Origin of the sequence: Amycolatopsis sp., assembly GCF_035546795.1 — a bacterium.
Lineage (GTDB): Bacteria > Actinomycetota > Actinomycetes > Mycobacteriales > Pseudonocardiaceae > Amycolatopsis_E.
On record NZ_DASZWC010000064.1, the window covers coordinates 1 to 21,756 of the forward strand.

Genomic DNA, 21,756 nt, shown 5'->3' on the forward strand with positions numbered 1-21,756 from the left:
CGGTGGAGCTGAGGGGAATCGAACCCCTGACCTTCTCGATGCGAACGAGACGCGCTACCAACTGCGCTACAGCCCCTTGGTGAAGCGTGGAAAGCATAGCAACCGCCCGAAAGGCGGTCGGAGAGGGGGTTACTCTCCGACCGCCCGCCGGAATGGGAGCTGTCCCGGGTCGTCGAGTTCGTGAAACGCCGGGTCCTCGTCTTCGAGGTCGACAACAACCGCGCGCCCCCGCAGGCGCGAAGCCGGGGAGGGGCGGCGCTCGATGCCCACGAGTTCCCGTCGGGGCTCCTCGGCCACCTCGTACTCATCATCGTGGTATTCGTCGTACTCATCTGCGACCACTTCGCGACGCGGCAACGGGCGGCGCGAGCGAGTGCTGTTCATCCGGGCGAGCCGGCGCTGCCGGATCTCGTCCTCGATGCGCACCTGCCGGCGCAGGTAGGCCAGGTAGCCGACGAACGCGAGGTCCGTAAGCCCGTGCAGCCACCACAGCATGCTGGCCACGAAGCCGGCGGCGACCGCGGTGATCACCGCGAGGACGATCAGCATCAACACAACCCGCTGCCGGAACGCGTACTTGGCGCGGGCCGCGATCTCAGCCGCCTCGGGGTCGAAACCGCCTCGACCGGGGCGGTACCGCCGTTCGGTCTCGGGTTCGTAGGCGCGCGCCGGTTCGTCCTCGAACTCTTCGGGTTCCCCGGGTTCGGGATCGGCGAGCTGCTCCGCGGGCTCGGACATGACGACCTCCTGTCCCCCCTCATCGACGCCACTTCCACTGCGTACGACTCGCGCGGCCATGGCCGCGTCGGTGGTCTGGGCGACGGCCTGGCGCTTACGCGCGACCATCGGCACGAGGACGACGAGCCACGCCGCCGCAAGGGCGACGATGATCAGCGAACTAGGCATCCCCTCTAGTCACCTCCCCCGTTTCACTGCTACATACCGTCACGCTAGTCACAGGAGTAACAGATGTGAGGGAGGCACGCCGCTCGAATCGCGAAAAGAGGGTCGCCGGATTAGGTGAAACTTGGCAGATGTGGTAACGGTGATCTCACACGTATTCGGCGCGTCCCGCCGCGACGAGTCGGGACACCAGGCCCGGTCCGGTCTCCTCGGCCGTCATCGCGAAACACAGGTGGTCCCGCCAGCCGCCTGCAACATCGAGATAGCGCTGGAACAGGCCTTCCTGGCGGAAACCAGCCTTGGTCAGCACCCGGATGCTGGGTTCGTTCTCGGGGCGCACAGTAGCCTCGATCCGGTGCAGCCCACCGGCGGTGAAGGCGTGGTCGACCACGAGGGCAACAGCGGCCGTGGCCACCCCTCCCGCCACGACCGTGGAAGAGACCCAGTAGCCCACCCAGGCGGAACGCAAGGAGGCGCGGATCACGTTACCGACTGTGATCTGCCCCGCGTACTGATCGTCCACAGTGATGACGAAAGGCAGGCATTGACCACGCCGCGCGAGCCCCCGTAGCGCGAACCATTGCGGCGGCCAGGACCAGTAACTGTTGCGGTCACGCCAGGGACCGGGCGCGGTGGGCTCCCACCGTTCCAGATGCGTCTGATCCCGGAGCCGGATCCGGCTCCACTCCCCGGCGTCGCGCAACCGGATCGGCCGGAGCGCCACGTTCCCCGCCGCGACCCGGAGCGGTCCGAGCCGGGATGGCCAGCCAGGGTGACGGGCTTCCAGTTCGTACGTCGCTGCCTGCACCGGCGTATTTAACCTTCACACACGCTGCGCGAGGAAGGTCACCCGTACCTGTTCGCCCGCCGGCACCTCAACCAGGTCCTCGTCCACGTTCACCAGGCAGTTGGCCTCGGCCAGCGACGCGAGCAGATGCGCGCCCGATGTGCCCAGCGGTTGCACCAGGTACTCGCCGGTGCTTTCGTCCCGCAGGAGCTGGCCCCGCAGGAACCCTCGGCGTCCCTTCGTCGAGCTGAGCGGCGACAACAGCCGGGCGCTGACCACACGGCGGTGCGGGTTGCGGGTACCACGGGCGGCCCTGATCAACGGCCTGATCAGCACCTCGAACACGACCAGCGCGCTCATCGGGTTCGCGGGCAACAGGAAGGTCGGCACCGAGTCCGGGCCGAGCCGCCCGAACCCCTGGGCCGAGCCCGGATGCATCGCGACCCTGGTCATGTCGATGCGGCCGAGGTCGGACAACGCGGAGTGCACCTCGTCCCCCGCCGTGCCGCCTGCCCCGCCCGCGACCACCACGACCTCGGACATCAAGAGCCTGCCCTCGACGACCTCGCGCAAACGCTTGGGTTCACCGGGCACGATCCCGACCCGGCTGACCTCAGCGCCGGCATCACGAGCCGCCGCCGCCAGTGCGTAGGAGTTGACGTCGTAGACCTGACCGACCGACGGCGTCCGGTCGACGTCGACCAGTTCGTCACCCACCGACACGATCGACACCCGCGGCCGGGGGTAGACCAGCACCTTCGACCGGCCGACGGCGGCGAGTAACCCCACCTGGGCGGCGCCGATCGTGTCGCCCTGGCGTACGGCGACGTCGCCGATCTGCACGTCTTCGCCCGCCCGCCGGACGTACCCGGCCGAAGGAACGGAGCGGTGCACAGTCACCTTCGCAGGGTGGCCATCGGTAAAGGAGATCGGGACCACGGCGTCGGCCAGCGTCGGCAACGGCGCTCCGGTTGCGACGCGCACGGCTTGGCCAGGCTGGAGCCTCCGCGGTTGACGCGAACCGGCCGGAATCTCGCCGACGACCGGCAGTTGGACCGGCTCGTCCTCGACCGGGCGCACGTCCACGCTGCGCACCGCGTACCCATCCACGGCGGCCTGGTCGAAACCGGGCAGGGCAAGTTCCGCTACGACTTCTTCGGCGCAGAGCAAGCCCTGCGCCTCGGAAATCGCGACACGCACCGGACGCGGCCGGACGGCCGAGTCGAGCACGAGCGCGATCTGCTCGTCGACGGGACGGAACTCCTGCTCAGCGGTGTCGGCTGGCTCCGGGATGGGTGGGGTCATCGGCCTTCGTTCTCGATTCGCTCGGCAAGCCAAGTGCGCAGCGACGGGCCGTAGTCGGGGTGGTCGAGGGCGAAATCGACCGCGGCCCGGAGAAACCCGCCGGGGTTGCCGAGGTCGTGCCGGCCGCCCCGGTGCACCACGATATGCACCGGATGTCCCTCTTCGATCAGCAGAGCCACCGCATCGGTGAGCTGCAACTCACCGCCGGTGCCCGGTTTGATCCGGCGCAGCGCGTCGAAGATCGCCCGGTCCAGCAGGTATCGGCCGGCCGCGGCGAACGTCGACGGGGCATCTTCGGGCTTCGGCTTTTCCACCATGCCGTGCACGCGCTTGACGTCGTCGTCATCCGTATCAGTGACGTCGAACACGCCATAGGGTGAGATTTGATCTTTCGGGATATCGAAGGCGCAGAGCACGCTGCCGCCACGCTTCGACCGCACCTCGGACATTCGCTCGAGCACCCCGGCAGGCAGGATGAGGTCGTCGGGCAGCAGCACCGCGACCGCGTCGTCGTCCTCGTTGAGGTTGGGTTCGGCCTGCGCGACCGCGTGGCCGAGGCCGAGCGCCTCCTCCTGGATGGCCACTTCCACATCCAGCAGGCCGGGGCCGCGGCGAACCTTCTCGAGTAGTTCGGTCTTGCCCTTCCGCTCCAGGTTCTTCTCGAGCTCCGGCGACGGACGGAAGTAGTCGACCACCGATTCCTTGGCCGGTGAGGTGACGATCACAAGCCGTTTGGCGCCCGCTTGCGCCGCCTCGGCCGCGACGATCTCGATGCCCGGGGTGTCGACCACCGGCAGCAGTTCCTTGGGCACCGCTTTCGTCGCAGGTAGGAAGCGTGTACCAAGGCCGGCCGCGGGAACGATCGCGGTACGGAACGAATGGTTGTCGAAGGCGCCCGTCATGGCGGTAAAGCCTAACCTGCGTTTATGTGTGCGCGGCGCAATGAGGACCTGGACAAGCCGGAGTGGCGGGCGCGGATCTCCAGCGCCCGCGCGTCGGTTTCGGTGCAGCAGCGGGTGACCGAGGCGCGCGCGCTGACCGACGCCATCGCGAAGCTGGACCTGCCTGGCACGGTCTGCTGCTACGTCCCGTTCGGTTCCGAACCCGGCTCCGTCGGCTGGCTGGATGTGTTGCACGGCAAGGAAGTCCGGGTCCTGCTGCCGGTGATCACGGGTCCGAGCGCCCTGGATTGGGCCGAGTACGCCGGGGCGGCATCGCTGGCACCAGGCAAGATGCGCGGGATTCTGGAGCCGACAGGCCCCCGGTTGGGTACCGGAGCCTTGGCGGACGCCGGGTTGGTGCTGATTCCCGCCTTGGCGGTGGATGTCGGCGGGGTACGGCTCGGGCGTGGCGCCGGGCATTACGACCGCTCACTGGCGTACGCGGCACCGGGCGCCGAACTGGTGGCTGTCGTCCGTGATGACGAACTGGTCGAGCGGCTTCCGGCCGAACCGCACGACGTGCGGATGACCGCTGCGCTCACGCCGGCACGGGGCTTGGTACCACTGCCCACCCACGCCCAGTGATGAGCATCTCACTTTCTCCGGACATCCCTCTTCGCGCGCGAACCGTTGGGAATTGATGGACAGTGCGCGGCGCGGCAAACGTCCAGGCCACCAGCACCGACGGGCGCGGTGAGCCTGGGACGGGTGGCAGCGCTCGCATGTGATCCGCGGAAACCCCGTTTGACCTGCGGGGGAATGCCTCGGTATCGTGTTGCGTTAGCACTCTCGCGGATCGAGTGCCAATGCACGAAGGAGCACCAGTGCCCACGTATCAGTACGCCTGTAAGCAGTGCGGTCACCGTTTCGAGGCCGTGCAATCGTTCTCCGAGGAGAGCCTGACCGAGTGCCCGGAGTGCACCGGTCCGCTGCGCAAGCTGTACGGCGCCGTCGGCGTGATCTTCAAGGGCAGCGGCTTCTACCGCAACGATTCCCGCTCCGACTCGAAGTCTTCTTCTTCCAGCTCGAGCAAGTCCTCCTCGGCCAGCAGCTCGAGCTCCGACACCGCGAAGTCGAGCGATAGCTCGTCGACCAAGTCGGATTCCTCGTCCAGCTCCTCGTCGAGCTCCTCCAGCTCGTCCTCGTCGGCGGCGGCCGCCGCGTCCTGACGACGCTCGAGTTATCCACACGACCCCAGTTGTCCACAAGGGCGCGAACTGGGACTTCCTTCCCCGCGGGCGCACTTCTAGCGTCGATACCAGCGGCGGAACCACCGCCGTTGATCGACGAACTGGGGGTGCGCCGCGATGTTTTTCCGGCTCCGTACGTTTCTGTCCCGTGTCCGCCGGCCGCTGCAGGGCCGACGCGGCGTGTTCGTCCGCCGCATGCTGGCGGTCGCGTTGTTGCTGACGGCGGCAGTCCTTTCCGCACGCCCCGCGGTCCCTCAGGCGGGGGAAGCACGAGCGAGTCCGGGAAGTTCGATGTCGCCCGCGCCGGGAGAGGCGACCGTTCCGATCCGGCTGGCCGATCCGGCAGTGGCCGGGTTGCTCGCGCCTGGCATGCGGGTCGACGTGGTGACGGCGGAAACCGAGCCACAGAGCCGAAAAGTGCTCGCCGGTATGGCCACCGTGATCGATGTCCGGTCGCCGCCGGACAGTGGTGGACGGTTGCTGGGCGGTACCGACAAGGGGCCGCTGGTGCTGATCTCGGTGCCCGCCGAACGCGCGATCGAGGTGGCTGCGCTGTCACTCCGCAACCCGGTAGCAGTTACCCTCCGTTAGCCAAGTCCAGGCAACGAAGGAGGAGTGCACATGCTCAAGGGCTTCAAAGACTTCCTGATGCGCGGCAACGTGGTCGATCTGGCCGTCGCGGTCGTCATCGGGACGGCGTTCACCGCGATCGTCACCGCGTTCACCAACGGCCTGATCAAGCCCCTGATCAATGCCATCGGCGGCACGGACGCGGCGAAGGGCCTTGGATTCAACGTCCTGAACGGCAACGATTCGACGTTCCTGAACTTCGGTGACGTGATCAACGCCGCGATCAACTTCGTGCTGATCGCCGCGGTCGTCTACTTCATCATCGTGCTGCCGGTGCAGAAGATCCAGGAGCGCCGCAAGCGCGGCCAGGAGAAGGGCCCGTCGGAGCCGACCGATGTGGAGCTGCTGACCGAGATCCGCGATCTGCTGCGCCAGCAGCAGGGCCTGAAGAACAGCAAGACGGACGGGCAGAGCAAGGAGGAAACGACCGGATACACCAAGCAGTCCTAGGCGACTGGGCCCGAACGGGCTGAGGGCATGCGCGAGATGACTGCCGGGTAGTACGCGCCGCTTCAGCGATCGTGGTGTGGCGGACGGTTCTCGCGGTACCAGGAGTCCGAGTCTGCGGGGCGGGGGTCGTCTTCCCGTTCATCGGCCGTGGTGTCCGGGAGCACCTCCCCGAAAACGGCGTCGAGGTCACGACGTGTGCGTTTTCGGGGAGGCTGAGGCTTCGGCTCGCCGGAGGTCATCGAGTCAGTTCTCGTCGAGACCGGACAGCTCGTCGATCACGTGCGGGACGAGGGAGGACAGCGTCGCCATCCCGTCCCGGACGGCGGCACGGGAGCCCGCGAGGTTGACCACCAGGGTGCTGCCGGAAACGCCGACCAGGCCGCGGGAGATGCCCGCATCCACGGCACCGGCCGCGAGGCCGGACGAGCGCAGTGCCTCGCCGATACCCGGAATCGGACGGTCGAGCACGCCGGCGGTGGCATCCGGGGTGACGTCGCGAGGCGATACCCCGGTACCGCCGACCGTGATCACCAGGTCGACACCACCGATGACGGCCGTGTTGAGCGCATTGCGGATGGCAACGGTGTCCGCGTGCACGACGACCACGCCGTCCACGATGAAACCGGCCTCTTCCAACAGCTCCGTGACAAGGGGCCCCGAGGTGTCGTCGTGCTCGCCATGCGCGGCGCGGTCGTCCACGATCACCACGAGCGCGCGGCCAAGCCGCTGTGCACTGCGTTCCATGGTTCACACGGTAGCCCGTTGTTACAGGAGTCTGACGGCCACGTCCGAGGTACTGCACGTGACCGGGAGTGCTTCTAGCGTGGCGGTGTGCGAGTGCTCGTGACCGGCGGCGCCGGGTTCATCGGTTCCCATGTCGCCGACCTTGTGACCGCCTCAGGCGGCGAGGCGATCGTGCTGGACAGCCTGCTGCCACAGGCACACAGTTCGGACACGGTGCCCAGCTACACGGCCCGGCACCGGTTCGTCCGGGGCGCGGTGACGGACGAACCGCTGCTGCGCGAGTTACTGTCCGAAGTGGACGTTGTGTGCCACCAGGCGGCGGTGGTCGGGCATGGGCTCGACCCGTCCGACGCCCCGCTGTACGCGCACAACAACGACTACGGCACGGCCGTCCTGCTTGCGGAGATGCATGCGGCCGGGGTGCGCAAGCTCGTGCTCGCCTCCTCGATGGTCGTTTACGGGGAGGGGCGCTACGCCTGCGCACGGCACGGCGTGGTGCCGCCGGCGCCACGAAGGCAGTCCGATGTGGACGCTGGACGTTTCGAGCCCAGCTGTCCCGAGTGCGGAAAGGAGTTGGAGTCGCTGCTGGTCCCCGAGGATGCGCCACTGCGACCGCAAAGCAGCTACGCGGCGACGAAGCTTGCGCAGGAGCACCTCGCCGCCGCTTGGGCACGACAAACGGGGAGCACGGTCTGGGCTTTGCGGTACCACAACGTCTACGGCCCGCGGATGCCTCAGAACACGCCGTATGCCGGGGTCGCGTCGCTGTTCCGGTCCGCGCTGTTGCGTGGGGAAGCTCCGACGGTGCTCGAAGACGGCAAGCAGCGCAGGGATTTCGTGCATGTGCACGATGTCGCTCGCGCCAATCTGCTTGCTCTCCAGGCGCCGGGCACGGCAGGCGAGCTGACAGCGGTGAACGTCTGCTCGGGGACTCCGCACACGGTGGGCGAGCTCGCTGCTGAGCTGGCGCGAGCCTGCGACGGACCGGAGCCACAGGTGGTCGGTGGCGCCCGCCCGGCCGACGTGCGGCACGTGGTCGCGGATCCGGCGCGGGCGGACAAGCTGCTCGGGTTTCGGGCGGAGGTCGCGTTCGAGGCGGGGATAGCGTCGTTCGCACATGCCGAGCTGCGCGACTGAGCCTTGGCCTGTCCGCTGCTTCGGGCGGCGTGGTGTTCCGGTGGGCTGGTCGCTGCAAGGCCGCGGGGCTACGCGGCCAATGGGAGGCGCACCTCGAAACGGCAGCCGGCGCCCTGGTTCTGCACAGCGATTCGGCCGTGGTGCGCCTCGACCAGGCCTTTCGCGATGGCCAGACCAAGGCCGCCGCGGGTGGTGCCGGTGTGGTCCGGGGTGCGGGCCTGGGTGCCGCGGTAGGCGACGTCGAATACGCGGCCGATCTCGTCCTCGGGGATCCCGCCACAACCGTCGGCGACGGCGACCACCGCGTCGCGGCCATCGGTGCTGACGTGGACCTCGACGGTGCCGTCCGGCGGTGTGTGCCGGATCGCGTTCGAGACGAGGTTCCGGACGACCCGCGCCAGTTCGGGGTCGCTGCCGCTCACCACGGGCCAGTCGTCGGCGGCCGTCCGGACGTGCACGTTCTTCTGCTCGGCCACGGCGGTCTGCGCGGCGAGCGCGTCGCTGATCACCTCGCGCAACGGCACGGCCGACATCGTCAGCCGGAGCGCGCCCGCGGTGATCCGGGAGAGCTCGAACAGGTCGTTGACCATGCCCGAAAGGCGTTCGGTCTCGCCGCTGATGCGGTGGGCGTAGTCGGCGATCTCGCGCGGCTCGGCGACGATACCGTCGGCCAGGGCTTCGGCCATCGCACGGATCCCGGCCAGCGGGCTGCGCAGGTCGTGACTGATCCACGCCACGAGGTCTCGCCGCGCGGCCTCGCCGGCGCGCTCGCGTTGGCGAGCCTCGCGTTCCCAGACGCTGCGCCTCGCGATCGCCCGCCCCAGCACGATCGCGGCGGGCACGGTGACCACGGCGACGAGGAGACAGACCAGCAGCATCGTGGTCAGGGCCGGGGTGAACATGAAGCCGCTGATTCCCAGCACCCCGGCGAACGTCGCCAGCATCGGGACCAGCACGAGCACCGTCAACGTTGTCGCGAGCGAGCCGCGACGCAGCCAGTAGAGCACCAGCCCCCCGACAAGGGCGACCGGCAAGGCGAACGCGAGTGCCAGCGGCAGGATGTGCCAGACGTGCACGAGCATGTCGTGGAAGGACTCGCTGGGCTCGATCATCGGAGCGCCCCCTCGCTGGCGGGCCTCAGCGGAAGCGGGGTGCGCTCACGGGCCGAGGGGTGGTGCGGCGATGTCGGGAGGGCGCAATGGGTCGCAGTTTCCATGGCCTCGCCGGGTTTCACGGCGTCACGCGGGTTCACGGCCTCGCCCGAGTTCACAGTGTCGCCCGAGTTCACAGCGTCACGCGGGTTCACGGCCTCGCCCGAGTTCACAGTGTCGCCGGTGGTCGCGGCGTCACGCGGGTTCACGGCGTCGCCGGTGGTCGCGGCCTTACCCGGGTTCATGGCGTTGCCGGGTCGTAACGGTAGCCGACGCCCCAGACGGTCGCGATGCGCGTCGGTTTCGCTGGGTCATGTTCGATCTTCTCTCGTAGCCGCCGGACGTGGACCGTCACCGTTGACTGGTCGCCGAAATCCCAGCCCCACACCTTTTCCAGCAGGTCGGCCCGCGAGTACGCCACCCCCGGATGAGCCAGGAAGAACGCCAGCAGGTCGAACTCGCGTGAGGTCAGGGGCAGTTCGGCACCGTCCAAAGTGGCCTGACGGGCGCCGGGCTGCAAGGTGAGGCGGCCATCCACGACGGCGGCCGGCGGCGGCCGGCCGGGCATCCGCGCACGCCGGAGCACCGACGCCACGCGCAGGGTCAATTCGCGTGGGCTGAACGGCTTGGTCACGTAGTCGTCCGCGCCCAGCTGCAGGCCCGCGATCCGGTTCTCCTCCTCGCCCAGCGCGGTCAGCAGGACCACCGGCACCTCGCTCGTCTGCCGCAGCCGACGGCACACCTCCAGCCCGTTGATCCCAGGCATCATCACGTCCAGCACCACGAGGTCCGGCCGCCGGTCGGCGAACCGGCGCAGGCCCTCGTCGCCATCGCCGGCGACGTCGACCGTGAATCCGGCCGCTTCGAGATACCGCCGCACGACATCGCGCACTGTCTCGTCGTCGTCGACGACGAGCACCCGGCCTGAATCACCCATCGCCACCTACCAGTACGTCAGGACAAGAGAGTTCACCGCGAGCGCCGTGACCGCCTGGCCCGCCAGCCACCACCGGCGGCCCTCCACCGGCAGCGACGACACCGCGGGCAACAACCACACCGTGAACGGTAACCAGATCCGCTCCGTCTCGGCCTTCGACAACCCCGAAAGGTCCGCCAACGCGATCACCACGAGGGCCGCGGCCACGATCAACAACACCGGTTCGGGTCGCAGCAACCGGCGCCGCGGCGCGGAGCGGGACGACGGCCACAGCTCGACCAGGCTGCGGCGCACACCAGCCACCAACGCCGGCCCGGCGCACAGCACGAGGCACGCCAGGTTCGCCCACACCCAGTACGCATAAGGCCGTTCGGCCGCGATGCCCTGGTAATACCGCTCGACCACCAGGTGATAGCCGCCGAACCACCAGAATCCGCTCAGCGTGAACGCCACGACGACGGCGAGCGCGCCCAGCGCGGCGAGTGGCAGGGCTCGGGTCAGGCTCCGGCCGGCGAAGGTCACGGCCAAGGCGATCAGGCCGAGCAACACGAGCCCGTACGACAGGTAGATCCCGAAGCCGAGCAGCACACCAGCAACCAGTGCGCTCGGGATCGCGAACCGGCGGCCCTGCGTCGACACCGCGAGGAGCGCTATTCCGCACGCCGTGACGCCGGCGAACAGGCCGTCAGCCGAAGCACCGATCCACACAGCTCCCGGAAACAGCGCGGCGAACGGCATCGTGGCTCGCGCGGCGTCTCGGCGGCCGAGGGCCGACAACGTGACCGGCACTGCCACCGTCACCAGGCTCCCGGCCAGCACGCACGCGACCGCCGCCCAGGCGCCGCCGGACAGGCCGAGCCGGTCGAGCCAGACGAAGACGAGTGTGGCGCCGGGCGGATGCCCGGACACGTGTGTGGTCCACGAATCGGCCTGGAAATCCAGGATTCGCGAAGAGAAGGTGCGCAGCATCGTCGGGATGTCCGTGATGCCGGGGACCTCGTGCAGGTATTCGTTCGGGTTGGTCAGCCTGTCCGCGAGCCCGCGTTGCCAGCCGTCGATCATCGCCAGCGCGAAGGTCCAGGCGACCGCCACGGCGTAACCGCTGACCAGCAACCGCCGCCACGACAGGTATGCGGCACACGAAGGGCCCCAGGTCACCACGGCAAAGGCGATCAGCACCGCGAAAACCGTGCCCGGCCCGACATGCGGCAGCCATTGCGCGAACAGCGGGGCCGCCGGAGCCAGCAGCTGGACCCCGAGGTGGTTCAGATAAGCCCCGACGCCGGCCGCCACTGCCACAAGCGCCAGCGCGAGCGCAACGCCGCGCAGGTCGCGAGCGGTGTGTCGACCGCTCGCAACCTGGGCCGGCAACGTCCCCCTCGTCACCCACCGGACCGTAGTCGCCCGGCGGCAAACCGGAAACCCGGGAACGCGATCCGTCAGAACTCGGTAATAACTCGACCGATGTCATGATTCGGTAAGCACCGCAAGGGTTTTCCGCTGTCCACGTTGGACATAACGTCCGGATGATGCGTGCTCACATCGATGTCGTCCTGCCCTGTCTCGACGAGGCCGCCGCGCTGCCTGCGGTACTGGCCGGCCTGCCACCGGGCTTCCGGGCGATCGTGGTGGACAACGGTTCGACCGACGGCTCCCCCGAAGTGGCCGCCCGGCTGGGCGCGAAGGTCATCCACGAACCCCGTCGCGGATATGGCGCGGCTGTCCATACCGGGCTCGAATATTCGACCTCGGAGGTCGTGTGCTTCCTCGACGCCGACGGATCACTCGATGCCGGAGCGTTGCCCGTGCTGACGAACGCGATCGCCGACGGCGCTGAACTGGCTGTCGGCCGCCGGATTCCGGTGTCCCGCACAGCCTGGCCGTGGCATGCACGCGCAGGAAACCTGCTGCTGTCCGCGATCCTGCGGGGCCGCCGGATCCCGGTGCACGACATCGCACCCGTCCGCGCCGTCCGCCGCGAGGCGCTGCTGGCGCTCGACGTCCGTGACCGCGCCTTCGGTTATCCACTGGAACTGCTGATCAAGGCCGGGCAAACGGGCTGGCGGATCGAGGAATCCGACGTCGAGTACCGGCCCCGCGCGGCGGGCACCACGTCGAAAGTGTCGGGCTCCGTGCGCGGCACCTGCCGGGCGATCCGTGACATGGCAAGGGTGTTGCGCGGATGACCCCGGAGTTCTGCCTCCTGGTGGTGGCCAAAGCGCCGGTGCCGGGCTTCGCCAAGACACGCCTGTGCCCGCCCGCGACCCACGCCCAAGCCGCCGAGATCGCCGCGGCAGCGCTGCTCGACACGCTCGAAGCCGTGTCCGTGACACCCGGCGCAGTGCCGGTCGTCGCGACGACAGGGGACTTCACCGCCGCGGCCCGGCAGGCCGAGCTGGCGCGCGCACTGTGGCCGGTCGAGGTGATTCCCCAGCGCGGCAACGGTTTCGGCGAACGACTTGCCAACGCGCACGCCGACGTGTGTCATCTCGGTCTGCCCGTGCTGCAGATCGGGATGGACACCCCACAGGTCACCCCGGAACTGCTGGCCGACGCGGCGAGGAACATCGGCGAAGCAGCACTCGGGCTGGCCGAGGACGGCGGCTGGTGGGCGCTCGGCCTGCGAGATCCCCGAGACGCGAAGGCGCTCGCCGATGTCCCGATGTCGCAACCGGACACCGGCGCACACACCCTGGCGGCACTCGGTGTGTCCGCGGCGACCCTCCCCACACTGTCCGATGTGGACACGATGGCGGACGCCCGCCGGGTGGCGGCCATCGCGGGTGGCCGGTTCGCCAGCGCGGTCGCGGCGGTGACCGCGTGATCAAGGCCTTCGACACGGCGCTGGTGAGCCGGGTTTGCCTGCTGGAACTGGCGAACGGAGGACGCGTGGAGCTTCCCGCCGCCCGCTGGGCCGGACCACCGGGCGCCGGCGACGAACTGTTGCTGAGCCGCTGCACCGGCCCGACCCTCGACATCGGCTGCGGGCCGGGAAGGCTGACCGCGGAGCTGATCGCGCGAGGAGTGCGCGCGCTGGGCGTCGACGTGTCGCGCACCGCTGTCCGGCTCACGCGCGAACGGGGTGGGCTCGCGCTGCGGCGCGACGTCTTCGAGCGTGTGCCGGGCGAAGGGCGCTGGCAGCACGTGCTGCTGGCGGACGGGAACATCGGCATCGGGGGCGACCCGGTCAAGCTGCTGCGCAGGGTGGCGCGACTGCTCGCTCCGGACGGTCGCGCACTGGTGGAACTGGAGCCGCCCGGTCAGCACGTGCGGCGCGACCACGTACGCGTCAACGGCGGAGCGTGGATCCCGTGGGCCTGGCTCGGCGTGGACGCGCTCGACGAGATCGCACGCGCCTCCGGGTTCCACGTCGCGTGGCAGGGCGTGCACGGGCAACGCCATTTCACCGAACTCGCGCGCTGACAAGCCAACGGACTCCCGGCGAGGAGGAGCGCCGGGAGTCCGAGTTGGTCTCGGCCGGGCGTCCGGCCGAGCGCTTGGGGTCAGTTCGGCTGGACCGGCTGGCCACCGAGGGTGATCTGCAGGGTCCGGTTGTCGCTCAGGGTGAGCGTCGCTTTGTCGTTCGGGGCCCTGGTGCGGATGGCCGCGATCAGCCCGTCGGCGTCGTTGATGACCAGGTTGTCCACCTTGGTCACCACGTCACCGGCCTTGAGCCCGGCCTGCTCCGCAGGGCTGCCCGACTGGACCTGCTGGATCTGCGCGCCACCGGACTGCGCATCGCTCACCGACGCCCCGATGTAGGTCTGGGTCGCCTTGCCGGTGTCGATGATCTCCTGCGCCGTACGCCTTGCCTGGTTGATCGGGATGGCGAACCCGATGCCCGCGTTCGTCGCCTCCGACTGCTGCTGGCCGAGCCCACCGGAGGACTGCGGGCTGTAGATCGCCGAGTTGATCCCGATGACCTGGCCCTGCAGGTTCACCAGCGGCCCGCCCGAGTTGCCGGGGTTGATGGCCGCGTCGGTCTGGATCGCGCTCATCACCGTGGTCTGGTCGCCGGAGTCACCGCCCGCGCGCACCGGCCGGTGCAGCGCGCTGATGATGCCGGAGGTGACCGTGCCGGTCAGCTCGAACGGCGAGCCGAAGGCCACCACCGACGACCCGACCGGCATGTTGTCGGAGTTGCCCAGCGACACCGGGCTCAGCTTCTCCGCGCCCTGCACCTTGACCACCGCGATGTCCGTCGTCGGATCCCGGCCGACGATGGTCGCGGTCTCCTTGGTGCCGTCCTGGAACACGGCCTGGATCGAGCCACCGTTCGCGGCAACCTGGACCACATGGTTGTTGGTCACGATGTAGCCGTCGCTGGAGATGACGAAGCCCGAGCCCTCGCCCTGCTCCTGGCTACCCGAGACGACCAGTTCGACCACGCTCGGCAGCACCTTCTGCGCCACCGACTCGACCGACCCCGCGGGCGCGCTGCTCGTCTGCTGGCTGGGCGTCGGCTGGTTCAGCGCGTTGTACGCCGAGCCGCCGGAGCCCGAGTTCTGCGACGCGAAGTACCCGCCGACGCCGCCTGCCGCGCCGCCTACGACGAGCGCCAGCACCGTGACACCGGCGACCAGCTTGCCCGAACCCTTGCGCTGCTGCGGAATGGTCTGCTGCTGCGCGGGGAAAGTGGCCGTGCTGTACGGAACCCCATGCTGCTGGGCCGTCTGTTGATGCGCGGTCTGCTGTTGTGCCGCTCGTTGCTGGGCCGCCTGCTGTTGCGCGGCCTGGTACCGAGCAGCCTGGTCCTGCTGCGGCGCCGAGGACGGCGTCCACGGATAAGCGACCTGCTGCCCCTGCGCCGACCAGGGACTCGGCTGCTGCTCCCCGCCCGTCGGCGTACCCCGCGGGGGCGTCTGCGCGTCCTCCTGCGCCGGCCGTTCCTGGTCGGCGTCCCTCGGGGCACCGTCTCCGTGCGGTGCGCTGGGGTCGTTCTCGGTCATGTCCCTCACCATGCTGGTCGGTCCTGAGAGCTTGCTGAGCCCAAGCTGAGGTTCCAGCATGAGTATGCCGGGCGCTATCCCGCCGCGCGCAGACGTTCGGCGATCTGCTCCGGCGTGGCGTCGTTGATCCACACCGCCATCCCGGACTCCGAGCCTGCCAGGTACTTGAGTTTGTCCGGCGCGCGCAGGACCGAGAACAGTTCCAGATGCAGCCAGCTCAGCTCGCGGTCGATCCGCACCGGGGCCTGGTTCCACGCCGCGATGTAGGGCAGCTGCCGGTCGTACAGCGCGTCGCACCGGCGCAGCACCTGCACGTACACCTCGGCGAAGTCGTCACGCTCGGCACTCTCGAGCGCGGGGATGTCGGGCACCTGGCGGTGTGGCACCAGCAGCACGTGCACCGGCCAGCGCGCGGCGGGCGGCACGAACGCCGTCCAGTGCTCGCCCTCGAAGATCACCCTGCTCCCGGATTTCCGTTCTGCCGCCAGCACATCGCCGAGCACGTGCCTGCCATGCTCGTCCTCGTACGCGCGGGCGACCTCCAGCGCGCGGCGGGTCTTCGGCGTGACGAACGGGTAGCCGTAGATCTGCCCGTGCGGGTGGCTCAGCGTCACGCCGATCTCTTCGCCCCTGTTCTCGAAGGGGAAGACCTGCTCGACCCCGTCCACAGCGGACAGACCTTCGGTGCGGTCGGCCCAGGCGTCGACGACCGTGCGCACCCGCCGCGGGCTCAGCTTGGCGAAGGAACCGTTGTGGTCACTGGTGAAACACACGACCTCGCACCGGCCACGCCCGGGCGCCGTCGGCACCAGGCCCATGCCGTCCACCGAGCCGCGCTCACCGGTGACATGCTGCGAGAACGACGGGAACCGGTTCTCGAAGACCACCACGTCGTAGGAGGATTCCGGGATTTCACTGGGTTTTCCGGGCTTCGACGGGCACAGCGGGCACAGGTCGGCCGGCGGCTTGTACGTGCGGCTCTGCCGGTGCGCGGCCATCGCCACCCACTCGCCGGACAACGGGTCGAGCCGGATCTCCGAGGCCGCCGCGACCTGGGGCAGGTCACGCATGTCGACCGCGGTGCGCTCCTTCGGCTCCTCGTCGAAATAGATGATCTCCCTGCCGTCGGCCAGCCGCCGAACCGTGCGGTTCACCCGTCCTCCGCTTCGTCCACACCCGCGATCATCAACTCGCCGACCCGCGCCGACAGCGCCTCGCGCGCCGCGTCGGGCAGGCCGTCGTCGGTGACCACGACGTCCGCTTCATTGAGATCGGCGATCGTGGAGATGCCGACAATGCCCCATTTGGTGTGGTCGGCGAGCACGATGAGACTGCGCGCCGACTCGACGAGGGCGCGGTTGGTCTCCCCCTCGTCCATGTTCGGGGTGGTGAATCCGGGGCCTTCGGCCATCCCGTGCACCCCGAGGAAGACCAGGTCGAGGTGCAGCCGCCGCAGGCTGTGCACGGCGACTCCGCCGACCAGCGCATCGGAGGGGGTGCGCACCCCGCCGGTGAGCACGACCGTGCGCTCGGCCTGCGGCGATTCACGCAGGACGTCGGCGACACGGATCGAGTTCGTCACGATCGTCAGCCCTGGCACGTTGTCCAGCGCCCGGGCGAAGGTCCACGTGGTGGTGCCCGCGGAGATCCCGATCGCCGTACCCGGCCGGACCAGGCCGGCCGCCAGCTCGGCGATCGCTTCCTTCTGGGCTTGCTGCTGCACGGATTTCGCCTCGAAACCGGGCTCGTCGGTGCTCTGGCCGAGTACCGCGGTAGCGCCGCCGTAGACCTTCTCGACCAGGCCGCGCCCGGCGAGCACGTCCAGATCCCGGCGGATGGTCATGTCGGAGACGCCGAAGCGCGTGACCAGCTCACTGACCCGGACGGCCCCAGACCGCCGGGCCTCCTCCAGGATCACCGCTTGCCGCTGCCGCGCCAGCACCGTTGCCTCCGTCACCACCGCCAACTACACAAAATCCTACACGAATAAACACCGCGGTGGTTGCGGGTCAGGCTGGGGCGCCGGGTACGCGGATCGACAGCAGCGCACCTCCTTCAGGCGCTCGACCTGCGTAAACGGTCCCGCCGTGGCGTTCGGCGGCTTGTTTGACGATGGCCAGGCCCAGCCCGGATCCGGGCAGGGTACGGGCCTCCGAGGACCGGTAGAAGCGGTCGAACACCTTGGGCAGGTCGGCGTCGGCGATGCCCGGACCGGAGTCGGCGACCTCGATCACGGCCGTGCCGTCGCCGACCGGGAACAGCCGCACCCGCACCGTCGAACCCGACGGCGAGAACTTCACCGCGTTGTCGAGCAGGTTCAGCACCGCGCGTTCGAGCGCCCAGTGATCGCCGGTCAGCACCCACGGCCGCAGGTCGACCTGGAAGTCGATCTCGGTGGCGCGACGGCGGGCACGATCGAGCGCGCGCTCGACGACATCGGCCAGTTCGACCCGCTCGAACTCGGTGCGCGGCTCGTCCTGGCGCGCCAGCTCCACCAGGTCGCCGATCAGCTGGGTCAGCTCGTCCAGCTGCGCCCTGATGTCGACCTCGATATCGGCTCTGTCCTTTTCGGACAGTGTGGGCGCGCCGGCCCTGCTCGCCGAGAGCAACAGCTCCAGGTTGGTACGCAAGGAAGTCAGTGGGGTGCGCAGCTCGTGCCCGGCGTCGGCCACGAGCTGGCGTTGTCGTTCCTGCGACTCGGCGACCGTGCCGAGCATCGTGTTGAAGCTGTGCGTGAGTCGGGCCAGCTCGTCGTCTCCGCTGACCGGGATCGGGCGCAGATCGCCGGTGCGCGCAATGTGTTCGGTCGCCGACGTCAGCCGCTCCACCGGCCGCAGCCCGGTGCGCGCGACCGCCGTCCCGGCCAGTGCCGCGACGATGATCCCGCCGCCACCGATCAGGGCGAGCACCACGGCCAGCTCACGCAGCGTCTGCTTGACCGGCGCCAGCGGCTGGGCCAGCACCATCGCACTGCCGTCCTGATAGGGCAAGGCGATCACCCGGGTGTCGGTGCCGGTGTCGGTGCGCAGCGACGAAGACGCCGTACCCTGCGCGACGGCCAGTTCACTCGATCCGGTCGGCGGCCGATGCGTCCGGTCCGGTGAGGTCACCGTGCCGTCCTGGTTCAGCACGCCGATCTGCATGTCGGTGCTGAGCAGGAAGGCGCCGGGGATCTGGCGCAGCCCGATCTGGGCCTCCGGCGTGCGCACGGCGGCCACCGCGCGATTGGCGAGGTTGTCGTCCACCTGCTGGTACAGGTTGTTGTAGACGGTCACGTACGCGCCGATGGAGACGAGCGCCATCACGACCGCCACACAAGCGGCGGCGAGCAGGGTCACGCGGGAACGCAGCGACATGCGGCGTTTCGGGCCGCGGGTGACTTCGGTGGTCTCGCCCACGCGGACCACGGCGACCGGTTGGGTCACGGCTTGACTCACGGGGGCGTCTCCCGCAGCACGTAGCCGACGCCGCGGACGGTGTGGATCAGCCGGGGCTCGCCGCCGGCCTCGGTCTTGCGGCGCAGGTATCCGACGTACACCTCGAGCGCGTTGCCGGAGGTCGGGAAGTCGTAACCCCAGACCTCCTCCAGGATGCGACCCCTGGTGAGCACGTGCTTCGGGTACGACATGAACAGTTCGAGCAGGGCGAACTCGGTGCGGGTCAAGCTGATTTCGCGGTCGCCGCGGCGGACCTCGCGGGTGCCCGGATCCAGCGTCAGATCGGCGAAGATGAGCTGCTCGGCGTTCGCGCCCGGCTGCGCGTCCGGAGACGCGCGGCGGAGCAGGGCGCGCAGACGCGCGAGAAGCTCCTCCAGCGCGAAGGGCTTGGGCAGGTAGTCGTCGGCGCCGGCGTCGAGGCCGGAGACACGGTCGGACACCGTGTCACGGGCGGTGAGGACGAGGATCGGCAGGTCGTCACCGGTGCTGCGCAGGCGCCTGGCCACCTCCAGCCCGTCGAGTCGGGGCATCATGACGTCGAGGATCATCGCGTCGGGCCGGTCCGCGATCACGCGCTCCAGCGCCTGTGCCCCGTCGCCGGCGAGGTCGACCTGGTAGCCGTTGAACTCCAGCGACCGCCGGAGTGACTCCCGGACCGCCCGATCGTCGTCGACAACGAGTATGCGCATGTAGACAGTGTTACCGACAGTGCTGAGACACGCCTAAGAGACGGTCACAGTTGGTCCAGGAGCCCGCCACGGTACGCGAGCAGCGCGGCCTGCACCCGGTTCGCCGCGCCGATCTTGGACAGGACGGCGGAGACGTAGCCCTTGACGGTCGCTTCGGACAGATGGAGCCGGCCGCCGATCTCCGCGTTCGACAGGCCCTGCCCGATGAGACTCACGACTTCGCGCTCGCGCTCGGACAGGCTCGACAGAAGCTTGCGGGCGGGCTGCGCGGCGCGCTGCCCTTCGCGATGCGCGCGCACCATGCGGGCCGCCACGCCCGGGTCCAGCACCGCGCCACCGCGCGCGAGGTCGCGCACCGCGCGAAGCAGCGCCGAGGGCTCGATGTCCTTCAGGAGGAAGCCGTTCGCGCCCAGGCGCAGCGCGAGGCTCACGTACTCGTCCATGTCGAAAGTGGTCAGCATCGCGACCGTCGGCGGGTCCGGCAGGGCGAGGATCGCGCGCAACGCCCGGATGCCGTCGTCGGGGGCGCGCATCTTGATGTCGAGCAGCACGACGTCGGGGTGCAGGCGGCGCGCGGTTTCCACCGCCGACCTGCCGTCGCTCGCCTCCCCGACCACGTCGATGTCGGGCGCGCCGGACATCATCCCGCGCAGACTCGACCGGACCAGCTCTTCGTCGTCAGCGAACACCAGCTTGATCAACTAAGGCCTCCGGCGGTCGGGGAAGCGGGGTTTCCACTCCCACAGTGACGGAAGGTTACCTATCGGTAGCGCAAGAGTCGACAACTCTCACCCGGACCGATTTCACACGGTCTGTTGCCTGCGGCGACCGGGCGACCGCTAGGCTGTGCTCGCAAGCCCTCGTAGCTCAGGGGATAGAGCACCGCTCTCCTAAAGCGGGTGTCGCAGGTTCGAATCCTGCCGGGGGCACGCATCACGATCGGCATGTGCTTTGACCTCAGGAGCTTGGCGAACCAAAGGGTCCAGCACTGCGACGGCTTGGGCTCGGGCCTGTTCGGGCTTCAACTTCCTTGACCATATCGGCCTTTCCCCTGACAACCTCACCCAGCATGATCTTGCCGTCGCCTACATGACGCCGCCGGTCTGCGGGTCGAGCACGGTGACACGGACACCGATCATGGTGTCGAACGGGTTGTCGTGGTCCAGACCCGCGGTCACCACGACGGTGCGCGAGCCCAGGGCCACCGAGACGCGCTCGGACTCCGCAGCGAAAGTCCCACCGCTTCTCGCCATTGTCCCAATCTTGGGAGTTCTCGCCGCTGAGCGGGCGGTAGCCGCGCACGGTCCGGCCGTCCCGTCGTCGCCGCCGGCTATCGGCACCCAGCGCGCCATCCACCGCTCCCGCGAAGGACCCCGGGCGTGGTAGACGGTCTCGCCGGTGGCCGGTCGAGAAAGATCCACTCCGGCACCACGGCAGGCAATCCTGTATGCGGTAAGAGCAAAGCCGCATACTTCGACAGCGACGCGCTCGGGCCGAGTTCACCGTTCGGCAGCCGGAAGAGGGTGGGAAAGCCCTCTGATCCGTTGTCCGCCACCGCGAACCGCCGTGCAGGTCGTGGAGCAGCCGGACTCGATCACCGTCGCGCCGGCGCTGGCCGCGATGCCGCCGTCGGCGGGTATTGCGTTGGGCCACACCGGTTTACCGCTCCGGTCGTGCAGCATCACCTCGTTGGAGCGATCGCTGGGCACCAGCAGGCGGTCACCCGCGACGGCGTCCTTCCTCTGCCGCCCTTGCGCCCACCGTGGCCGGCGCGTCGGCACTTTTCAGGAGTCGAGCGAGCTGTCCTGTGTCGCCGGGGTCTGCTTCGGCGGTGAAGGTCCTCACCGGAGAGCGCTCCGCCTTCGGTGGGCTCACCGGCGCCGAAGCACCCACGCCGCGGTTCGCTGCGCTGCCTTGATGTGTGGAGTTCGAACCTGCGATACCCGCTTCAGGAGAGCCCGAAAATGCTCCCACAACGCCGCCGCACAAAACGGGTGAACAGGATTCTTCGCGATCATTTCCTCGCAAGCCAAGGAAAGAAAGCGCCCGTTCTTCATTCTTGACTGTCGCGCATTTTCCAACGTGAAGCAGGACACATTGTGCGGGGTCGCGGGATCTGTTTGAGTCTCTGCGGATTACTCGATCCTCCGCGGAAAACCACTGGGGCCCGCGGGTTTCCCTGGAGGTTTCGGTGGCTCGTCGTCGCGCGTACCTGGCTGCGCTCGTTCCCCTGCTCGCGACCGGGGCGCTGATCGTCGCGCCCACCGCGTCGGCATCCGGATCGAAGCCGACACACCCGGATGCGGACTACCTGGGCTCGACGGTGCGGGCACACGAGGGCGGGACGGCGCGCTCGATGTCCACGCAGTCGGCCGCGGCGAGTGGGAACGCGGCCGGGTTCGACGTGTCGCATTACCAGGGCACCGTGGACTGGACCGGCGCGAAGAACAACGGGGCCTCGTTCGCCTACATGAAGGCCACCGAGGGCACGGACTACACCGATCCC

24 protein-coding genes and 2 tRNA genes are annotated in these 21,756 nt (G+C 69.1%); 10 read left to right on the plus strand and 16 right to left on the minus strand.

Annotated features, from left to right (window positions below; genetic code table 11):
• Positions 1-3: 3 nt before the first annotated feature.
• The 5 genes from VHD82_RS31670 to VHD82_RS31690 form a co-directional block, all read right to left on the minus strand.
• Positions 4-76, minus strand: a tRNA-Ala gene (locus VHD82_RS31670).
• 53 nt (positions 77-129) lie between these two features.
• Positions 130-906 carry a gephyrin-like molybdotransferase receptor GlpR gene (gene glpR, locus VHD82_RS31675; RefSeq protein WP_325712345.1) on the minus strand — a complete coding sequence of 259 codons (777 nt, stop codon included), beginning with the start codon at positions 904-906 and terminating at the stop codon, positions 130-132.
• A gap of 145 nt (positions 907-1,051) precedes the next feature.
• A complete protein-coding gene (locus VHD82_RS31680) occupies positions 1,052-1,711 on the minus strand; it encodes a GNAT family protein (RefSeq protein ID WP_325712347.1) in 660 nt (219 codons plus the stop codon).
• Positions 1,712-1,726: 15 nt separating this feature from the next.
• The gene (glp, locus tag VHD82_RS31685; RefSeq protein WP_325712349.1) at positions 1,727-2,995 is read right to left on the minus strand and encodes a gephyrin-like molybdotransferase Glp; all 1,269 of its coding nucleotides are present in this window, start codon (positions 2,993-2,995) and stop codon (positions 1,727-1,729) included.
• Positions 2,992-3,897 (minus strand): UTP--glucose-1-phosphate uridylyltransferase, encoded by a 906-nt coding sequence (locus tag VHD82_RS31690; protein WP_325712350.1) that lies wholly within the window; start codon positions 3,895-3,897, stop codon positions 2,992-2,994. Before VHD82_RS31690 ends, glp begins: the two co-directional genes overlap by 4 nt.
• 24 nt (positions 3,898-3,921) lie before the next feature.
• On the opposite strand from VHD82_RS31690, the gene VHD82_RS31695 reads away from it, so the two are divergent.
• From VHD82_RS31695 to mscL, 4 genes are all read left to right on the plus strand, one after another.
• Positions 3,922-4,521: a 5-formyltetrahydrofolate cyclo-ligase gene (locus tag VHD82_RS31695; RefSeq protein WP_325712352.1), complete on the plus strand. Its 600-nt coding sequence runs from the start codon at positions 3,922-3,924 to the stop codon at positions 4,519-4,521.
• Positions 4,522-4,760: 239 nt separating this feature from the next.
• Positions 4,761-5,105: an FmdB family zinc ribbon protein gene (locus tag VHD82_RS31700; protein ID WP_325712353.1), complete on the plus strand. Its 345-nt coding sequence runs from the start codon at positions 4,761-4,763 to the stop codon at positions 5,103-5,105.
• A gap of 312 nt (positions 5,106-5,417) precedes the next feature.
• Positions 5,418-5,717, plus strand: coding sequence for a hypothetical protein (locus VHD82_RS31705; protein WP_325712355.1), 300 nt, complete (start codon positions 5,418-5,420; stop codon positions 5,715-5,717).
• Positions 5,718-5,747: 30 nt separating this feature from the next.
• Entirely contained in the window at positions 5,748-6,206 is a 459-nt protein-coding gene (gene mscL / locus VHD82_RS31710; RefSeq protein ID WP_325712356.1) for a large-conductance mechanosensitive channel protein MscL, read from the plus strand.
• Positions 6,207-6,449: 243 nt separating this feature from the next.
• Here the strand turns inward: mscL and VHD82_RS31715 are convergent, their stop codons facing one another.
• Entirely contained in the window at positions 6,450-6,950 is a 501-nt protein-coding gene (locus tag VHD82_RS31715) for a MogA/MoaB family molybdenum cofactor biosynthesis protein (RefSeq protein WP_144761570.1), read from the minus strand.
• 87 nt (positions 6,951-7,037) lie between these two features.
• On the opposite strand from VHD82_RS31715, the gene VHD82_RS31720 reads away from it, so the two are divergent.
• Entirely contained in the window at positions 7,038-8,087 is a 1,050-nt protein-coding gene (locus tag VHD82_RS31720) for an NAD-dependent epimerase/dehydratase family protein (protein WP_325712358.1), read from the plus strand.
• 68 nt (positions 8,088-8,155) lie between these two features.
• Here the strand turns inward: VHD82_RS31720 and VHD82_RS31725 are convergent, their stop codons facing one another.
• The 3 genes from VHD82_RS31725 to VHD82_RS31735 all read right to left on the minus strand — a co-directional run bounded on the left by VHD82_RS31725 (position 8,156) and on the right by VHD82_RS31735 (position 11,561).
• Positions 8,156-9,199: a HAMP domain-containing sensor histidine kinase gene (locus VHD82_RS31725; protein WP_325712360.1), complete on the minus strand. Its 1,044-nt coding sequence runs from the start codon at positions 9,197-9,199 to the stop codon at positions 8,156-8,158.
• A 280-nt stretch (positions 9,200-9,479) separates the two neighbouring features.
• Positions 9,480-10,175: a response regulator transcription factor gene (locus VHD82_RS31730; RefSeq protein ID WP_325712362.1), complete on the minus strand. Its 696-nt coding sequence runs from the start codon at positions 10,173-10,175 to the stop codon at positions 9,480-9,482.
• A 6-nt stretch (positions 10,176-10,181) separates the two neighbouring features.
• Positions 10,182-11,561: a hypothetical protein gene (locus tag VHD82_RS31735; protein ID WP_414637600.1), complete on the minus strand. Its 1,380-nt coding sequence runs from the start codon at positions 11,559-11,561 to the stop codon at positions 10,182-10,184.
• Positions 11,562-11,704: 143 nt separating this feature from the next.
• Between VHD82_RS31735 and VHD82_RS31740 the strand changes: the two genes are divergently transcribed.
• From VHD82_RS31740 to VHD82_RS31750, 3 genes are read left to right on the plus strand one after another with little or no spacing between them, the layout of a single operon-like run.
• Positions 11,705-12,361: a glycosyltransferase family 2 protein gene (locus VHD82_RS31740; RefSeq protein ID WP_325712364.1), complete on the plus strand. Its 657-nt coding sequence runs from the start codon at positions 11,705-11,707 to the stop codon at positions 12,359-12,361.
• Positions 12,358-12,999: a TIGR04282 family arsenosugar biosynthesis glycosyltransferase gene (locus tag VHD82_RS31745; protein WP_325712366.1), complete on the plus strand. Its 642-nt coding sequence runs from the start codon at positions 12,358-12,360 to the stop codon at positions 12,997-12,999. Before VHD82_RS31740 ends, VHD82_RS31745 begins: the two co-directional genes overlap by 4 nt.
• Entirely contained in the window at positions 12,999-13,598 is a 600-nt protein-coding gene (locus tag VHD82_RS31750) for a class I SAM-dependent methyltransferase (protein WP_325712382.1), read from the plus strand. Before VHD82_RS31745 ends, VHD82_RS31750 begins: the two co-directional genes overlap by 1 nt.
• An 80-nt stretch (positions 13,599-13,678) precedes the next feature.
• On the opposite strand, the gene VHD82_RS31755 is transcribed toward VHD82_RS31750, so the two are convergent.
• From VHD82_RS31755 to VHD82_RS31780, 6 genes are all read right to left on the minus strand, one after another.
• On the minus strand, positions 13,679-15,124 hold the full coding sequence (locus VHD82_RS31755; protein WP_325712368.1) for a S1C family serine protease: 1,446 nt from the start codon (positions 15,122-15,124) through the stop codon (positions 13,679-13,681).
• A 74-nt stretch (positions 15,125-15,198) separates the two neighbouring features.
• Entirely contained in the window at positions 15,199-16,278 is a 1,080-nt protein-coding gene (gene galT / locus VHD82_RS31760; protein WP_325712370.1) for a galactose-1-phosphate uridylyltransferase, read from the minus strand.
• The gene (locus VHD82_RS31765; protein WP_325712384.1) at positions 16,275-17,066 is read right to left on the minus strand and encodes a DeoR/GlpR family DNA-binding transcription regulator; all 792 of its coding nucleotides are present in this window, start codon (positions 17,064-17,066) and stop codon (positions 16,275-16,277) included. The genes galT and VHD82_RS31765 overlap by 4 nt, the downstream gene beginning before the upstream one ends.
• Before the next feature lie 67 nt (positions 17,067-17,133).
• The gene (locus tag VHD82_RS31770; RefSeq protein ID WP_325712386.1) at positions 17,134-18,549 is read right to left on the minus strand and encodes a HAMP domain-containing sensor histidine kinase; all 1,416 of its coding nucleotides are present in this window, start codon (positions 18,547-18,549) and stop codon (positions 17,134-17,136) included.
• A gap of 8 nt (positions 18,550-18,557) precedes the next feature.
• Positions 18,558-19,250 (minus strand): response regulator transcription factor, encoded by a 693-nt coding sequence (locus VHD82_RS31775; RefSeq protein ID WP_325712372.1) that lies wholly within the window; start codon positions 19,248-19,250, stop codon positions 18,558-18,560.
• A gap of 44 nt (positions 19,251-19,294) precedes the next feature.
• Positions 19,295-19,951, minus strand: a complete 657-nt coding sequence (locus VHD82_RS31780) for a response regulator transcription factor (RefSeq protein ID WP_325712374.1) — start codon at positions 19,949-19,951, stop codon at positions 19,295-19,297.
• A gap of 155 nt (positions 19,952-20,106) precedes the next feature.
• Here VHD82_RS31780 and VHD82_RS31785 point away from each other — a divergent pair.
• A tRNA-Arg gene (locus VHD82_RS31785) sits at positions 20,107-20,179 on the plus strand.
• A 156-nt stretch (positions 20,180-20,335) separates the two neighbouring features.
• On the opposite strand, the gene VHD82_RS31790 is transcribed toward VHD82_RS31785, so the two are convergent.
• Positions 20,336-20,503: a hypothetical protein gene (locus VHD82_RS31790; protein ID WP_325712376.1), complete on the minus strand. Its 168-nt coding sequence runs from the start codon at positions 20,501-20,503 to the stop codon at positions 20,336-20,338.
• 938 nt (positions 20,504-21,441) lie between these two features.
• Between VHD82_RS31790 and VHD82_RS31795 the strand changes: the two genes are divergently transcribed.
• On the plus strand, positions 21,442-21,756 hold a 315-nt coding region (locus tag VHD82_RS31795; RefSeq protein WP_325712378.1), incomplete at its 3' end, for a GH25 family lysozyme.